This window comes from Algoriphagus formosus (assembly GCF_002807035.1).
In the GTDB taxonomy this organism is placed as follows: Bacteria; Bacteroidota; Bacteroidia; order Cytophagales; family Cyclobacteriaceae; genus Algoriphagus; species Algoriphagus formosus.
The window spans coordinates 304,306-320,865 of sequence record NZ_NIUC01000001.1 but is presented as its reverse complement, the minus strand read 5'-3'; the positions used below and the strand labels follow the sequence as shown (position 1 = coordinate 320,865).

Below are 16,560 nucleotides of genomic sequence, written 5' to 3'. Positions count from 1 at the left end.
CGGGACCTAAATAAGCAAAATACAGTCAGAAAATACCAACAAATAGGAAGAAGTATTCAACAAAATTGTGGAATATAGCTACTCGATATTGCTTAAACCCAAATAATCATGAATCTAAAGAATATAGGAACTAGCCTTTTTGCGCTTTTGCTTCTATTGATAGCGAGCTGTAGCCAAAGCAAAAAGGAAGTTTTCCTCTCTATGACAGAGCCAAGAAGAGTTGAAATTCTTGTGCTTGGACACGAAAGCGAACATCATAATTCCGAGAAATTCATGCAGCATCTTGGAATTCCTTTGTTCCAAAAAGGCATCAATCTGACTTACACTGCCGATCCCAATGATCTGAATGAGGATATGCTCTACAATTATGATGGCTTGATGATTTATGCAAATCATGATGACATCACCTCTGATCAGGAAGATGCTCTCAAAGACTATGTACAAAGCGGAAAAGCTTTAATTCCAATCCATAGTGCTTCTTGGTGTTTCCGAAACTCTGATTGGTATATCAATACTGTGGGTGGCCAGTTCGAATCTCATGGAGAAGGCAATTTCACAGCTACGATTGTCGATGCGGATCACCCCATCATGAACGGGATTGAGGAATTCGAAACTTGGGATGAGACTTATGTGCATTCTCAACTCAATCCAGATATGCATGTTCTAATGGAGCGTGTGGATGGAGACCACCGAGAGCCTTATACCTGGACATTGGAAGAAGGAAAAGGTAGAGTTTTCTACACCGCTTTTGGACACAATGAAGAGACTTGGAAGCAGCCTGAATTTCAAGAACTCGTAGCAAATGGGATTTTGTGGGCTGTGGGTGATGAGGTAAATGCACTTTTGGCAGCTTATGATATTCCTCAGCCGGAATTTCGAGATGCAGAAATTCCAAACTATGAGCGAAAGGATCCCGCCCCACGCTATCAGCTTCCGCTTTCTCCTGAGGAAAGCATGAAAACCGTACAGCTTCCTGTAGGATTCGAAATGACACTTTTTGCTTCTGAACCGATGATCATCAATCCAATGTCAATGACTTGGGATGAAAGTGGTAGGCTTTATGTAATCGAAACAGTCGATTATCCGAATGAGGTAAGAACTGAAGGAGGAAATGACAAAATCAAAATTCTAGAAGATACTGATGGAGACGGAAAAGCTGATAAGGTGACCGTTTTCGCAGATAATTTGAATATCCCAACTTCAATCATGGCTGTCAATGGAGGGATTTTAATATCCATGGCTCCTGATTTTGTTTTTCTAAAAGACACCGATGGAGATGATGTAGCGGATGTGCGAGAAGTCATTATGACTGGCTGGGGAAAAAGCGATACACACGCTGGTCCATCCAATCTCAAATATGGATTTGATAATAAAATTTGGGGAGTTTTAGGATACTCTGGATTTAGAGGTACTGTCAGCGGAGAGGAGCATTCTTTCGGGCAGGGTGTTTACCGCTTTAAACCGAATGGGGAAAATCTGGAATACCTAGGCAATACTTCTAACAATACTTGGGGTTTGGCCTTCACAGAAGACTTTGAAACCTTTATTTCTACTGCAAACGGACAGCACAGTGTGTACTTTTCAATGGAAAATAAATATGTGAAGCGTCCGGTCTTCCAAGGTTCAGCCAATACCGTCCATGGAATCGACAGTCACTACGATATGCCTCACCTGACCCCTTTCCTTCGTCAAGTGGATTGGCATGGAGGCTACACGGCAGCTGCAGGACATTATTTCTACACAGCAAGAAGTTTCCCGGAGAAATTCTGGAATCGAATTGCTTTCGTAGCTGAACCTACCGGCCGAGTCCTACACAATGCCGTCATCGAATCAGATGGTTCAGGATATACCGAGAAGAATGGATTCAATATTTTGGCTAGTTCGGACGAATGGTTCTCCCCTGTTCATGCGGAAGTAGGACCGGATGGAGCCCTTTGGGTGGCGGATTGGTATAATTTCATTATTCAGCATAATCCAACGCCAAGAGGCTTCGAAAATGGAGCTGGAAATGCTTACATCAACCCACTTCGTGATAGTCAGCATGGAAGAATCTATCGCGTAAGTTATAAAGGAGGGGAAGACTCCAAAACCTTTGATCTTCGGGATGCCAGTAATGCCGAACTGATTGAAGCTCTGAAAAGTGAAAATATGTTTTGGAGATTGACTGCTCAGCGTCTGATTGTAGAGCAGCAAAATACCGAAGTAATCCCTGACCTATACAAGATAATCGCTGACCAATCAGTAGATAAAATTGGTCTAAATGCTCCGGCAGTCAATGCCCTGTGGACACTTCATGGACTTGGCCAATTGGATGGAAGTAATAAGGAGGCAAGTATGCTTGTAGAAAAGGCCCTTCGTCATCCATCAGCTGCTGTTCGTAAAAATGCATTACGTGTTTTACCATCCAATCAAGAAAGCTTGAGAGCGATTTTAGGGTCCGGTATTTTGGATGATTCAGACATGCACACAAGAAAGTTCGCGTTCCTTGCACTTTCTGAAATGCCTTTCTCTGAGGATGCAGCTAAAACTTTGCTTCAGACAGCTGAAAAAGATGAAAATGGTCAGGATCCATTTTTGCCTCAAGCAATGTTTGCGGCAGTACTCTCCCATCCTACCGAATTTGCTAAGCGAGATAATACAGCGGCACTTCAAGCTTCAGGAGACTCTGAGTTGTCTTTGGCAGATCGAATCAGTAGAAGCTTGGTGGCCGAGCAATATCCATTGGATTCAAGAAACTCCATCCTCTTTCCTCCGGACATAGCTGGAAAAGAGATTTCAATTCGAATGATCGTTTCCAAAGCGAATAATCCAATGGATGGAATTTTGGTAGCTTCTGGCAATAACACGAATGGCTACAGTTTGTACATTTTTGAGGATGCGCTTCACTTTGCAGTAGCACAGGATGAAAAATTGACAATCATCAGTACCAAAAACCCACTTCCTGAGGAGCAATTTATCATTGATGCCAATTTGGTGGAAGATGGAAGCATGAGTTTGAAAATAAACGGTGAAGAAATTGGCAAAGCCAAAACCAAAGGTCTATTCACGGCAGAACTTTCTCCTAGAAGAGTTCGTGTAGGCCAAAATGATTCTAGAAATCAAGTTGGAAAATATGTGGGAGGTTGGATGTTCTCAGGAAGAATAAGCAACAAATCTACTTTGGCATTGAAAAAGCCAGGAACAGATCTCTCTGATGATTCAGATAAGGTTGCTACGGTTTCAGCCAATGGAACTTCGATTGTCAAGCTAGCTGTCATCCCACACGAGATGAAATATGACAAGACCACCTTTACCGTAAAGGCTGGTTCACAGGTGACTATCGACTTTGAAAACCCTGATTTCATGCAGCACAATCTAGTTATCGGTCAAAAAGGCTCGATGGAAACTATTGGAGAAGCTGCAGATGCCTTGGCCAGAGATCCGAAAGGAGCTGAGCAAAATTATGTACCTAAAATACCGCAAGTCATAGCCGCCACTCGATTGGTCGATCCTGAAGGACGGGAATCACTGGTTTTTGTAGCTCCTACCGAACCCGGAGAATACCCATTTGTCTGTACCGTACCGGGTCACTGGAGAATTATGAACGGAATTATGATTGTGGAATAAGGATGGCTTTAGATGTAAAATTTGGTGTAAGTACCTGGCTTTGGACTTCACCCTTTAATTCAGATACGATTTCTCTTTTTGAGAAAATCAAATCCTTCGGATACGATGCGGTAGAAATACCGGTCGAAGATCCTGAGTTGATTGACATTGACCGGGTCAAGAAAGCGCTCGCAGAACATGCTCTCAAACCTATCATCTGCGGGGCTTTCGGGCCTACCCGGGATTTGACTCATGAGGATCCCAAATTCCATCAGACTTGCTTCGATTACCTGGATGCTTGCTTTGAAATTGCTTCCGAATTGGGTGCAGGCTTTGTGGGAGGCCCTATGTACTCTGCTGTAGGCAAAGCCCGCTTGGTATCTCCCGAGCAACGAAAAGTCGAATGGGATCGTGCTGTCACTAATCTTCAGAAGGTAAGCAAACGAGCCGGAGAATTCGGGTTGGAGATCGCCTTAGAAACCTTGAATCGATTCGAAACAGATCTAATTAACACTGCTGCAGAACTCAAGCAATTAATCGCTGATATCAACGAACCTCAAGCGAAGGCTCTTCTGGATGGCTTTCATATGAGTATTGAAGAACCAAGCATTGAAGATGCCATTGCAGCTGTTGGGGACAAATTAATCCACGTGCAAGTCTCTGAAAACTACAGAGGAACCCCAGGTACTGGACAGACAAATTGGTCTGCATGGAAACGAGGCTTGGAAAAAATCAATTACCAAGGTGCCATTTCCATCGAAAGCTTTACACCGAATGTCAAGGAATTGGCCGGAGCGGTCTGCATTTGGAAGCCATTGGTGCCATCTCAGGATGGCTTCGCCAAAGAGGGGCTTGAATTCTTGAAAAAATGGGCAGCTGAATAGACAAAAGTATCAAGACGCAAGTATCAAGAAAACACTAAACAACATCTGACATCCGATAATATTTTATTCTTTTAAACCCAAAAAACAACGTATCTATGAGCCAAAAACCAATCAATATTGCCATCATCGGCCTTGGATTTGGTGCTGAGTTTATTCCCATCTATCAAAAGCACCCCTTGGCTAACATGTATGCCGTTTGCCAAAGAAATAAAGAAAAAGCCGAAGAAATCGGGAAAGCTTTTGGCATCGAAAAAGTCTACACAGACTATGACGAGCTGCTAAAGGATCCAAATATCGACGCAGTCCATATTAATACCCCTATCCAAAATCACGCGGAACAATCCATCAAAGCACTGAAAGCGGGAAAACATGTAGCCTGTACTGTTCCGATGGCAACTACCGTAGATGAATGCCGTCAGATCGTCGAACTCTGTGAAGAAACGGGGTTGACCTATATGATGATGGAAACAGTAATCTACAGCCGGGAATTTCTTTTTGTAAAGGAAATGTATGAGAAGGGTGAATTGGGGAAAATTCAATTTCTAAGAGCTTCGCATCAGCAGGAAATGGCAGGATGGCCTGGATACTGGGAAGGTCTCCCTCCTATGCACTATGCGACTCATTGCGTAGGTCCTGTTTTGGCTTTGCCAAAAGGTCAGGCTGAGTATGTTTCTTGCCTCGGATCGGGTCGAATAGATGAAAATTTGATTCCAAAGTACGGTTCTCCTTTCGCTATTGAAACTTGCCACATCAAGTTAAAAGATTCTGATCTAGCCGCAGAAGTAACTCGTTCCCTTTTCAACACAGCAAGACAGTACCGGGAAAGCTTTGATGTGTACGGTTCTAAAAAGTCCTTTGAATGGACACTCATCGAACATGAAGACTCAGTGATTCATACCGGTGAAGTTCCGGAAAAGGTCAAAATCCCTGATTATGCTCATTTACTACCTGAGGGAATTCAAAAATTCACAACCCAAGGGGTATACGACTCAGATGAAAATCAGCATTTATCCTTTACTCAAGGATCAGGTCATGGTGGTTCTCATCCTCATTTGGTCGATGAGTTCTTGAATGCGCTTACAGAAGGCAGAGCTCCCTATCCGGATGCCAGGCAATCAGCAAATATAACCTGCGTGGGTATTTTGGCACATGAATCTGCAATGGATGGCGGAAAAATCAAATATCTACCTGAGTTTACCCTAAGCAAATAAAACCAAAATGGCCTGGAAAATTTCCAGGCCTTATTTTTTGATTTTTTACCACATGGGACTCAAAGGAGTTTTTGAAACACAAAGGACACGAAAGGCACGAAGAAGATGAACCACTAAGGAGAATAAGGGCCAGTTTGTCCCGAGTATCGGGAAAGGATGGGTAAGAAAAAGCTTTGTGTTCGTTGTGCTCTTGGTGGTTTTTATTACCTCGGAGGGCACAAAGAAAAACTTTAAACTTCCCACTTCCAGCTACCGTCTTCCTTCTTCCAGCTTCCTACTTACTTCACCTTCTTTGCCTCAGTCACAAACATGTCCATCAGCGATCCTGAAGCATTTTCATCATCCACTTTTTTCAGACTCAAGTAAACGTCATAACCTGTGATATTGAAATAAGCTGTTAGAACACCATCTGTGATACTGACTGAGGACATTTCCTTTTCTGTACCGGAAGCATCTTCTACGAAATAGCCCATGGTCTTGCCGTCAACAGTTTCAAATCGCATAGGAATAGTTGCTGTACCTTCTGGGGTATCGTAAACCGTCACGGCCCACTTACCTTCGAAATACTCAGGAGAGGCAGTAAAACTGGAAAAGGTGACCAGTGAGCCCATAGCCACAAGCAGGACTAGCAATAAGGAGGATAATTTTTTCATTGATGTAAAGGGTTAAATTTTTCAGAATTTAAACAATCTAAATGATTGAAAAAACACCTTGATTAAAATTAATTTATAAAATTTATAACCTGAATAGGTAAATTAACTCTTTAAATAGTAATAAAAATATAAAATGAATTTCTTACTTTAATTATGGATTAACTTCCTTTGAAAGGATCTGCAATGGTTATAATAAATTAATTCTCTAAATAATAACATTTCAAATGAAGACAGTGAGCTCATTTTAGTGTTACGGTCTCAATACTATTTCTCATTCTAATTAAAACCATTTATGTAAAGTATTGTATTTTTTAATATGTTTTGCTTACCAATAACAAAACGGATTAAATCCTGAATTTCAGATATTTATGATTATTTCTAATGTGTAAAATATATTTAAAACAATGATATATTCCTTATACATACAGTTTTTTGCATTAAACTAAATTCAAAAAAATTAGTAATAAGACTTATAATTAAAATATCGTTTATTTATCTTTAAGAGCTAAAAAATTAGCTGTCCTCTGCTCAGAGTATGATGTTTAGCTTGAGCAGACATATATCGAATATCAGATTTATATATTATTCAATGCCCAAATTAGTATTATTTCTCTTATTGATTTTCAATTCCGCTGACCCTGTAAGTGACAGCTTGACTTTGGAACTTCAAAAAACAGAAAATCCAGCCACCAAAGCCTCGCTTTATTATTCCTTAGCTAGACACTACTACGGTGCGGATCAGGATTTAGCTATTTCGTATGCAGATTCATCCATTTATTTTGGAGAGTTGGCTGATTTGCCCAAAATGCAAGGAAATGCCATCAATATTAAAGCTGTAGCTTATCTGATTAAATCTGATTTTGAAACCTCAATGAAGTTAAATCTGGATGCATTGAGAATCAGAGAAAACATACAAGATACCCTTGGACTTGTTGAATCTCATCTTAACATTGGCAATATTCTCTATCGAACCGGAAAGAGTTTTGAAGCGGCAGAGCGGTATAAAAAGGCTTTGGCTTATGCAAAAATGGCCAATAGTCAGAGAGGATTGAGTCTGCTATACAATAACCTTGGAAGTTACTATAGAGATAAATGGATATCCACCAATGCAAAAGAAGATTTGGACTCCGCAAAAGCGTACCTATCCGAATCTTTAGAAATCAAAACCAGCTTAAATGACGCAAGTGGACTTATCCATACACTGAATCAGCTTTCAGAGTTAGCTCAAGGTGAAAAGCAATATATGCTTGCTGAGAATTATCTAAAAAGGAGTTTGAAGGTATCCGAAGGAATCAATGATACAGAGCTTCAAATTTCAGTACTAACGCAACTTTCTCAATTCAATCTAGAGGTAGGAGATAAAAATCAGGCATTAAATTATGCCAAAAGTGCCTTTGAGCTTGCAAAAGGAATGGGATCAAATTACATGATCTCAAATACTGCAAATTATCTAATTGATGCGTATCAGGAGAAAGGAGATTATCGAAATGCATTTGAAATTGCAAAGCAAAAATTGGAAGCTGATGCACTCCTATTCAATGAAAGCAAGCAAAAAATACAGGATGATTTACTGATCCAATATGAGTCTGAGAAAAAGGAATTGGAAAATCAAAGACTCCTGGAGGAACAACGGTTTTTAGATTTAAACCTGCAGCGGAAGAATGAACTTCTGATTGGTGCTGTGATCATTTTGGTTGGTATGATTGGTCTGGGAGTCTACCAGAGGAAGAAAAATCATGAATTAGCACAGGCCAAGAAAAAGATAGACATAACCTTAGCCCAATTGACTGAAAAGAATGATCAGGTGGAAAAACAGTCAGTGCTTCTCAGCAATGCGAATTCTGAACTCAAAGAGGCAAATTCTATTCGGGAGAAGTTGTTGTCTGTAGTGTCTCACGATGTAAAAGCCCCCCTCTCCTCTCTTCAGGTTCTTTTGGAGTATTGGGATCAAAAGATCTTAACCAATGAAGATTTAGCCAGCCTAGTGCCTAGAATCGCAAAACAGACAAAAACTGTTCAAGAACTACTGAAGAACCTTCTCCAATGGGCTCAAACGCAGATGGAGTTTAACAATATTCAACTAGCTGAGACAAACTTGAAGAAGTTGGTAGATGAATCCATTCAATTTGCTATTCCAACAGCAGAAGGTAAAAACATTACTATTATAAACAGGATTCCTGAAGACCAAACCATTCAAACTGATAGCAATCGGCTTAATTTCATTATTCGAAATCTAGTCTCGAACTCTTTGAAATTCACCAATCCCGATGGTCAAATTGAAGTTTCCTTTGAGTCTATTGGAAAAGGGAAAATCCATATTTCGGATAACGGAATAGGAATGAGTCAGAAGAAACTCGAGTCTCTTTTTCACAAAGGTATGGGCCCCTCCATAGGAACAGCAGGAGAAAAGGGTTCAGGCATTGGATTATTACTCTGTAAGGAATTTGCCGAGAGCATGGGTGCTCGATTAGAAGTAGAAAGCGAAGAGAAAAAAGGCTCAACCTTTACGATTGTTCTTGGGTAGGTTTTGGATCCTTCAACTGATATTTTAAAATGACAATCTATGGGTTTCACCCTTGGCCGTTGTGAGGTATCACTCATTTTTAAACGGTGATTTCAATAGCTTTTTTCCAATGAACATTAAGTTAATAGAAAGGCTGAATAACCAGGGATTTGGGTACTCTGTAAGGCTTTAGCTTGTCAATAAGCAATTCCAAAAAATATCTTCGCTAAATACCCCTGAAAAGATTATTTATTCAATCTAAGCTTATTCTAATCTCAGGAGAGCCATGAAAATCTTTTCTAAAAGCTTAAAACAAAAAAACCACTCATCTCTGAGTGGTTTTTTTTGAGCCCCTTGCCGGGATCGAACCAGCGACCTACTGATTACAAGTCAGTTGCTCTACCAGCTGAGCTAAAGAGGCTTTCTTTAAGGTGGTGCAAATATATACTTTCAAGTTTTTCGCTCCAAGTACAGCAGAAGGATTTTTTTTTGCCTTTTGCTATCTCGCTAATACTGAGGAGAAAAAATTTTAAAATTCTCTAAGTATTGAAAGCTTCTTCTTTAGTTTCTCAATCTCTTCTTCTGCTTTTTGGATTTTAGCATCAAATTGATTCTTCAATTTATCAGCGGTTTTCGATGCAGCGAAGAATTCCAGGTTATTTTTCCAGAGTGTAATATTATTCTCTAGATCTGAAATTTGCTTTCTGATACCGTGCTCTTTCTTGTTGAAGGTCTTGTTGGCATTCGGATCTCCCTGAATTCTGTTCAAGTTTAATCGGAACAAGAAATCATCACGATCAAAGTCCTGCTCCATATGCTCTAGATAGCTATCTACAGCAGCTTTAAACTCAGCCTGAATTTCCTTCATGTTCTTTCGTGGAACAAAGCCCAAGTCATTGAATTCTTTTACAAATTCAGTGATTTGCTCCTCAGTTGGATTGGACTTAGCTGCCTCCAAAATTTTAGCACAGATTTCCTTTTTCTTTTTGAGGTTTTCCTCGTATTCGGAATTAGCTTGTTTGTTGGCATTTCGACGTTGATCAAAGAAGAAGTCACAAGCACTTTTAAAACGCTTGTACAGGCCGTCTCTGTTCTTCTCAGGCATCGGTCCGAGCTTCTTCCAGTCCTGCTGAAGCTTGATCATTTCGTTTGCCGTAGCCTGCCAATCTGTAGACTCTTTTATGGCATCTGCTTTTTGAATCAATTCCTCAGCCTTAGCCGCATTGGTAGCGCGCACTTCATCCAGTTCTTTAAAGAATTGATTTTTATGGCTAAAGAACTGCTTAAAGGATCCCCAGAAAGCACGATTGATTTCACGAGCAGCTTCGCGAGGCACCTGCCCTATTTTCTCCCATTGCTTTTGGATTTCTAGGATTTCTTTGGTTTTCGCATTCCACTCCTTGATTCGATCAGCCTTGAAATCCAAAAAGTCCTTTAGCTTTTCTACTAATTGTTCTTTTTCTTCCTGATTCTTTTTGAATACTTCCTTCTGGCTTTCGTAGAAGGCCTTTCGTCTGTCGTAGACCGCATCAGAAGCCGCCTTGAATCGCTGCCAAAGAGGCTCTTGTTCCTCTCTTGGCACAGGCCCAATATGCTTAAACTCCTCATGCAATTCATTCAACTCCTTAATAGCCTCCTGAAGGTTTGCATGATCTTTCAAGGCTTCTGCCTTGTCACAAAGCTCAAGCTTTGCCTCTAAATTCTTCTTACGATCTAATTCCTTTAGCTCAAAATAAATGCTTCGATTATCATAGAATCGATCCATCAACGCATTATAGCTTGCCCAAAGGCTTCTATTTTGCGAGGAAGGAACTGGACCAATAGACTTCCATTCCTCTTGAATAGCTTTGATAGCGTTGATGCTTAAAGTCGTCTCCTCACCATCCACTAGCTCCCGAAGTCTATCCAGAATTTGATTTTTAGATTCTAGATTTTTCTCCTTTTGTCGCTCTGCTTCTTTTCGTATAGAGTTTACTTTTGCTCTAAACTCAAAAAATACCCGATTGAATTCTTTCTCTTCATCAGAAGGTCTAAAGTCAAAGTCATCTTCCGCACCGCCATCGCTTTTGAATTTTTCAAACGCTTCCTCACGCTCTTTAGATGTATATTCATCAAAAGCGGATTTGATATTGGTGACCAGTTTTTCAATTTTGGAAGGATTCGGCGCATCGGCCGTTTTCTCCCTGAGTAACTTGATCAAAGCTGCTTTGCTGAGTCCCTCTAGATCGATCTCTTCTTCATGCTCCTCCTCTTCAGAATCTTCCTCAGATTCATCATCTGAAGCAGCACTTTCAGTATCGTCTTTAGAATCAACCTCAGTTTCTAACTTTTCTTCCTGATTCTCTTCTACAGATTCAGCGGTTGCCTCTGCATCCTGAGATCCGCTTGAGGAAGCATCTTGAATAGATGTTTCCTCAGCAACCTCTTCCACCGTATTGGAAACTTCGTCCTCTACTTTTTCAGGAGTCAAATCTTCCGCAGGCTTGACCTCTTCAGAAGCTTCAGCAACATTTTCAATTTCTTCATTTTTACCCTTTGCTGGTGTAGTTTCTCCAGCTTGAGTCACCTTGTCCTTTTCGGACGAATCCTTGCTATGATCAGTCATAAAATCGTTACTATTTCAATACTATATGGGCAAATGTATGGATTTTGGCTAATTTAATCTTGGGTCCGGTGGATAATTTGCAATAACCTTGAATTCGCCTCCCATATTTTTCAAAAGACTTCTCCAAAGCTCCTCAGGAGTATTGGCAAGGGTGTCAGGATTAATTTCGGATTGACAGATAATCCAGACATTTTCACTTAACTCTTCCTGCAATTGATCGGGAGCCCAACCGGAATAACCTAAAAAGAACCGAATGGTTTCGACTTGAATTAAACCAAGACGTAATGCCTCTATTAATTCCTGAAAATCACCTCCCCACCAAAGCTGTTCCCCGATTTTAATGCTTCCTTCTATCTTCTTCTCTCCTACATAGACAAAGTGTAGGGTATTCTGCTCCACAGGCCCACCTACATACACCTCAGCGTCCAAAAAATCCATTCCATCTACGATTTCATTGAGCCTTAGTATGGAAGGTTTGTTCAGCACCAACCCAAAACTTCCTTCTTCATTATGCTCACAAAGAAGTACTACAGATCTAGAAAAATTCTCATCCTGCAAAAAGGGCTCAGAAATCAAAAGATCTCCGGCTTGCGGATTTTGAGTACTTTGGTTTTTCATTCCATTGATTTTTTCAGATTAATGAAAGGAAAAATATAGGTCGAAATTTTATAAATGCAATAGCGATCGTACTTTTATTGATAATTTTAATAGGAGATTAATCAAGCATGGATATTTCATCAATTCGTAAAGACTACACACTCAAATCACTGGATATCAGCGATGTAAATGATAGCCCATTTGAGCAATTTCACCAATGGCTACGAGAGGCGATCAGTGCTGAAGTACTGGAAGTCAATGCGATGACTCTCTCCACCCTGCATGCAGATGGCTATCCAAATGGACGGGTAGTTCTTTTAAAAGAATTGGACTACGGTTTTGTCTTTTTCAGTAATTACCAAAGCGAGAAAGGTCAAGAATTAGAAAATCACCCAAAAGCTTCTTTGACCTTCTTTTGGCCTGAGCTAGAAAGACAAGTCAGAGTCATGGGAACCGTAGAAAAAATCAGTGAAAGTCAATCCGATGAGTATTTCCTAAGTCGTCCTAGAGGTTCTCAAATTGGCGCTTGGGCCTCTCCACAAAGCCATAAAATCAATTCTCGAGAAGTGCTAGAAGAGCGATTAAAAGAAATGCAGCTACGATTTGAGGAAGAGAAATTAGTTCGCCCGCCGCACTGGGGTGGATACCGGGTACTGCCTCACAAGATTGAATTCTGGCAGGGAAGACCTAGTCGGCTTCATGATCGTATTTTGTATGAAAAAAATGAAGCTGGCGCTTGGACTATTAGCAGACTTGCTCCTTGATTATTTCAAATCAAAAAGGTCATTTACCCCAATCATTCGCTCTACAGTGAATCCCTCTCCGTACTTGGCCATAATTTTATGCCCCATTTCCCTAGAGCGTGCCTCTATAAATGGTAAAAATTCAGGATCAGAAATAAAGCTCTCAGGCTCTTTACTGTTTGGATCATAAAATTGAGACTGGTAAGCCAAAATACTGGCTACTTTGGTATCCCAATATTCTGTGATATCTACTACAAAATCTGGCTCGATGTAATTGTTTTGAATAAAGTGGTAGACAAATTTCGGCCTCCAAGCTTTTTGCTTTTGTCCATCTACTTCTGTTTCAATTTTACGCAAGCCACTCATAAAACAAGCATTTGTGGCTAAAGAGGAGCCTTTACCATGGTCAGGGTGTCTGTCTGTAAAAGCATTTGCCAATACGATGTCTGGCTGATATTTCCGAATTACTTTGACCAACTCGAGCTGGTGGGCAGTATCATCCTGAAAGTACACATCCTTGAAGCCCATATTTTCTCGGGCAGCTAATCCTAAAATTTTTGAAGCTTTTTCGGCCTCTTCCAACCGAAGTTCAGGCGTGCCTCTAGTACCCATTTCACCCTTGGTGAGATCAATGATACCGACTTTATGACCTTTTGCCACATGAGCGGCAATAGTTCCTGAACAACCCAATTCTGCATCATCAGGATGCGCAGCAATCACTAATATATCCAGCTTCAACATTTTATCTAATTCTCAAGTTTTGTCCTATTCGCAAAATACTCCGTGTCGATATCCCATTCATTCTAGCAATACTGCTTACTGAAACGCCGTATCGCCTGGCTATGACTCCTAGGTTTTCGCCACTCCTGACACGGTGATAGACACGCTGTCGGGCTTTGGCAATGTGAGAAAAAGTGGCTGGGGATATAAAAAGTTCCTGACTCAAGATTTTTGGTGCGCTGAAGTCATAAACGATTTCTGGATCAAAGGCAAGGCCCCGATAGCGAAGCTCATAGTGAAGGTGTGAACCTGTACTTCTACCAGTATTTCCACCTTTAGCAATAATATCCCCTGCTTTGACTTCCTGTCCTACATCGACTAGAATTTTGGAGAGGTGACCGTAGACTGTCTCTAACCCATTTTTGTGTCTGACTACTACGTAATACCCATAGCCATAGCGGTCGTAAGACCTTATTCGCACTATTCCATCAAAGGCTGCATAAACCGGATCGCCGGTAATCAAATCCAAATCAGTGCCATAGTGCCATCTTCTCCATCTATAACCAAATCGAGAAGTGACAGGAGTTTCATCAAGAGGTAGCTTCCAATCGTAGCCAAAAAATGTATCGTAGAGCCTTACTTTTACAGTGTCCTGAAATTGGTCAACATCGAAATTGTAAATATCAATTTTCTTGGAGTCCCAGGAAGAATAGTATTCATAGGCAGTTACCCAAATACTATCAATCAAAATTTGCTCTGACACCTTTGCCAATCGGTTGGTGGGAGCCCAAATCATATAATCCTGATCTTCGGAAACAATAGATCTAACCTTTCCCAAATTGACATTATTTTGAAAAAGGATAGAGTCTGTGATCGATGAGAGGGTTCGTAAATATGACTCTTGGTCAAATCCTCTCAATTCGATATTAGGACGCTCCTTTGCTTCAAATTGGGTTTCTGATTTATCTTTTTTTATGATCTTAGGAAAAATTTGAGCATTGGAATGTTCTATTCCAATGCTCAGTAAAGTTCCTAGAATCAGTATCAACCGAAGATACTTCATGCATTTAATTAATGGGTTTCTGACTCTGCCAGATAGCGTTCAGCATCCAAAGCAGCCATACATCCTGTACCAGCTGCTGTGACAGCTTGTCGGTACACATTGTCTTGGGCATCTCCACAGGCAAATACCCCTTCCACGTTTGTTTTTGTCGTCCCTGGAATGGTTTTGATATAGCCTGCTTCATCCATGTGGATGAAATCTTTGAATACTTCTGTGTTTGGCTGATGACCAATAGCAACAAAGAAGCCAGAAATTTTCAATTCCCGTTTTTCTCCTGTTATATTATTTAAAACACGCACGCCAGTCACCTCATCCTCTCCTAAGATCTCATCCGTTTCGGTATTCCAGAGAACCTCAATTTTAGGATTATTCAAGACACGCTTTTGCATAATTTGAGAAGCACGCATTTCGTCTCTTCTAACCAGCATGTAAACCTTATTGGTGATATTTGCCAAATAGGAAGCTTCTTCGCAGGCTGTATCCCCTGCCCCAACGATTGCTACATTCTGACCTCGGAAGAAAAATCCATCACAAACGGCACAGGCTGAGACACCCTTACCATTCAATCGAGTCTCACTGTCAAGACCGAGCCATTTAGCAGAGGCTCCTGTAGAAATGATCACTGTGTCTGCTTGTAGCTGGATTTGATCATCTACCGTAACCAAATGCGGTTTTTGGGAGAAATCTACAGCTGTCACAAGACCATAGCGAACTTTGGTTCCAAAGCGCTCAGCTTGCTTTCGAAAATCTTCCATCATTTCAGGCCCCATGATTCCATCTGGATAGCCGGGGTAATTCTCTACATCTGTAGTAATGGTCAATTGTCCACCAGGTTGGCCACCTGTATAAAGAATAGGGTTCAAACCTGCTCGCGCAGCATAAATAGCTGCTGTGTATCCAGCAGGCCCTGATCCTACGATCAATACTTTAACTTTTTCTATTTCTTGATTCATCTAATTTGAAATTAAATAAGGCAAATTTTTGTAAATCTGTTTGTGTCACAAATATAGAACATGTTAAAGTTCCCAAATGTGACCCAAATCATTTAAGAAAATTGGAAAAAGGCAAAAAAGAAAGGGGCCGAAACCCCTTTTTATGTTAGCCTAAGTATGGTTTGAGCGTCTTACTTCTCGAGGTATGTCTGAGTCTTCGGATCGCTTTCTCCTTAATCTGTCTTACCCGCTCACGAGTAAGATTAAACTTCTCTCCTATCTCTTCAAGAGTCATGGCATGCTGACCATTCAAACCGAAATACAAGGTGATCACGTCCGCTTCACGCTGTGTAAGCGTAGAAAGTGCTCGCTGTACTTCTTTTCGAAGGGAATCAGTCATCAAGCCATCATCCGGCTTTTCATCACCATCATTCTCTAATACATCCAAAAGGCTATTTTCTTCACCTTGAACGAATGGAGCATCCATGGATACGTGACGCCCGGAAATTTTCATCGTATCGACTACTTCGGAAGCTGTGACTTCCAAAACCTCCGCTAGTTCTTCGGGCGAAGGTTCACGTTCGAACTTCTGCTCCAACTCGCTGAAAGTCTTTGAAATTTTATTCAAAGATCCCACTCGGTTTAGAGGAAGACGAACAATACGTGATTGCTCGGCAAGGGCCTGAAGAATGGATTGTCTAATCCACCAAACAGCATAAGAGATGAATTTAAAACCACGGGTTTCGTCAAATCGCTGTGCTGCTTTGATCAAACCAAGATTACCCTCATTGATCAAGTCACCTAAAGAAAGACCCTGATTTTGATATTGCTTGGCTACAGACACTACGAAACGTAGGTTTGCCTTGGTCAATTTCTCTAAAGCTAATTGATCTCCTTCGCGAATTCGCTTAGCAAGAACTACTTCCTCGTCTGCAGTCAAAAGATCCACTTTTCCGATCTCTTGAAGGTACTTATCGAGAGACTGACTCTCCCGATTGGTAATCTGCTTACTAATCTTCAGCTGCCTCATTCAGTATTGTATTGGTTGATTCTTATGAAGTTAA

Annotated in this window: 12 protein-coding genes and 1 tRNA gene; 5 read left to right on the top strand and 8 right to left on the bottom strand. The window is 40.8% G+C overall.

Translation table 11 applies throughout. The features are described from left to right. The first annotated feature begins 108 nt into the window (after positions 1 to 108). From CDH51_RS01495 to CDH51_RS01485, 3 genes are all read left to right on the top strand, one after another. Positions 109 to 3,606, top strand: coding sequence for a PVC-type heme-binding CxxCH protein (locus CDH51_RS01495; protein ID WP_100626926.1), 3,498 nt, complete (start codon positions 109 to 111; stop codon positions 3,604 to 3,606). Between the two features lie 2 nt (positions 3,607 to 3,608). Continuing rightward, a complete protein-coding gene (locus CDH51_RS01490; RefSeq protein WP_100626925.1) occupies positions 3,609 to 4,469 on the top strand; it encodes a sugar phosphate isomerase/epimerase family protein in 861 nt (286 codons plus the stop codon). Between the two features lie 95 nt (positions 4,470 to 4,564). Then, the gene (locus tag CDH51_RS01485) at positions 4,565 to 5,680 is read left to right on the top strand and encodes a Gfo/Idh/MocA family protein (RefSeq protein WP_026945592.1); all 1,116 of its coding nucleotides are present in this window, start codon (positions 4,565 to 4,567) and stop codon (positions 5,678 to 5,680) included. 278 nt (positions 5,681 to 5,958) lie between these two features. On the opposite strand, the gene CDH51_RS01480 is transcribed toward CDH51_RS01485, so the two are convergent. Further along, the gene (locus CDH51_RS01480; RefSeq protein ID WP_100626924.1) at positions 5,959 to 6,333 is read right to left on the bottom strand and encodes a hypothetical protein; all 375 of its coding nucleotides are present in this window, start codon (positions 6,331 to 6,333) and stop codon (positions 5,959 to 5,961) included. Positions 6,334 to 6,922: 589 nt separating this feature from the next. Between CDH51_RS01480 and CDH51_RS01475 the strand changes: the two genes are divergently transcribed. After that, a complete protein-coding gene (locus CDH51_RS01475) occupies positions 6,923 to 8,857 on the top strand; it encodes an ATP-binding protein (protein WP_198514243.1) in 1,935 nt (644 codons plus the stop codon). A gap of 327 nt (positions 8,858 to 9,184) precedes the next feature. Here CDH51_RS01475 and CDH51_RS01470 read toward each other — a convergent pair. The 3 genes from CDH51_RS01470 to CDH51_RS01460 all read right to left on the bottom strand — a co-directional run bounded on the left by CDH51_RS01470 (position 9,185) and on the right by CDH51_RS01460 (position 12,059). Beyond that, a tRNA-Thr gene (locus tag CDH51_RS01470) sits at positions 9,185 to 9,257 on the bottom strand. Positions 9,258 to 9,365: 108 nt separating this feature from the next. Continuing rightward, a complete protein-coding gene (locus CDH51_RS01465) occupies positions 9,366 to 11,441 on the bottom strand; it encodes a DUF349 domain-containing protein (protein WP_100626922.1) in 2,076 nt (691 codons plus the stop codon). 48 nt (positions 11,442 to 11,489) lie between these two features. After that, positions 11,490 to 12,059: a YqgE/AlgH family protein gene (locus CDH51_RS01460; protein WP_100626921.1), complete on the bottom strand. Its 570-nt coding sequence runs from the start codon at positions 12,057 to 12,059 to the stop codon at positions 11,490 to 11,492. 107 nt (positions 12,060 to 12,166) lie between these two features. Between CDH51_RS01460 and pdxH the strand changes: the two genes are divergently transcribed. Beyond that, positions 12,167 to 12,802: a pyridoxamine 5'-phosphate oxidase gene (gene pdxH / locus CDH51_RS01455; RefSeq protein WP_100626920.1), complete on the top strand. Its 636-nt coding sequence runs from the start codon at positions 12,167 to 12,169 to the stop codon at positions 12,800 to 12,802. Here the strand turns inward: pdxH and bshB1 are convergent, their stop codons facing one another. The 4 genes from bshB1 to CDH51_RS01435 form a co-directional block, all read right to left on the bottom strand. After that, complete coding sequence (gene bshB1, locus CDH51_RS01450; RefSeq protein WP_100627774.1) at positions 12,803 to 13,519, bottom strand: bacillithiol biosynthesis deacetylase BshB1; 717 nt, start codon at positions 13,517 to 13,519, stop codon at positions 12,803 to 12,805. A 4-nt stretch (positions 13,520 to 13,523) separates the two neighbouring features. Next, positions 13,524 to 14,564: a peptidoglycan DD-metalloendopeptidase family protein gene (locus CDH51_RS01445; protein WP_100626919.1), complete on the bottom strand. Its 1,041-nt coding sequence runs from the start codon at positions 14,562 to 14,564 to the stop codon at positions 13,524 to 13,526. Between the two features lie 8 nt (positions 14,565 to 14,572). After that, a complete protein-coding gene (gene trxB, locus CDH51_RS01440) occupies positions 14,573 to 15,517 on the bottom strand; it encodes a thioredoxin-disulfide reductase (RefSeq protein ID WP_100626918.1) in 945 nt (314 codons plus the stop codon). 145 nt (positions 15,518 to 15,662) lie between these two features. Next, entirely contained in the window at positions 15,663 to 16,526 is an 864-nt protein-coding gene (locus CDH51_RS01435; RefSeq protein WP_024282485.1) for a sigma-70 family RNA polymerase sigma factor, read from the bottom strand. Between the last annotated feature and the right edge of the window lie 34 nt (positions 16,527 to 16,560).

Bases quoted from the DNA above. Each gene is read 5' to 3' on its own strand.
- CDH51_RS01495 (WP_100626926.1), top strand. From the start codon at position 109: ATGAATCTAAAGAATATAGGAACTAGCCTTTTTGCGCTTTTGCTTCTA.
- CDH51_RS01490 (WP_100626925.1), top strand. From the start codon at position 3,609: ATGGCTTTAGATGTAAAATTTGGTGTAAGTACCTGGCTTTGGACTTCA.
- CDH51_RS01485 (WP_026945592.1), top strand. From the start codon at position 4,565: ATGAGCCAAAAACCAATCAATATTGCCATCATCGGCCTTGGATTTGGT.
- CDH51_RS01480 (WP_100626924.1), bottom strand. From the start codon at position 6,333: ATGAAAAAATTATCCTCCTTATTGCTAGTCCTGCTTGTGGCTATGGGC.
- CDH51_RS01475 (WP_198514243.1), top strand. From the start codon at position 6,923: ATGCCCAAATTAGTATTATTTCTCTTATTGATTTTCAATTCCGCTGAC.
- CDH51_RS01465 (WP_100626922.1), bottom strand. From the start codon at position 11,441: ATGACTGATCATAGCAAGGATTCGTCCGAAAAGGACAAGGTGACTCAA.
- CDH51_RS01460 (WP_100626921.1), bottom strand. From the start codon at position 12,059: ATGAAAAACCAAAGTACTCAAAATCCGCAAGCCGGAGATCTTTTGATT.
- pdxH (WP_100626920.1), top strand. From the start codon at position 12,167: ATGGATATTTCATCAATTCGTAAAGACTACACACTCAAATCACTGGAT.
- CDH51_RS01445 (WP_100626919.1), bottom strand. From the start codon at position 14,564: ATGAAGTATCTTCGGTTGATACTGATTCTAGGAACTTTACTGAGCATT.
- trxB (WP_100626918.1), bottom strand. From the start codon at position 15,517: ATGAATCAAGAAATAGAAAAAGTTAAAGTATTGATCGTAGGATCAGGG.
- CDH51_RS01435 (WP_024282485.1), bottom strand. From the start codon at position 16,526: ATGAGGCAGCTGAAGATTAGTAAGCAGATTACCAATCGGGAGAGTCAG.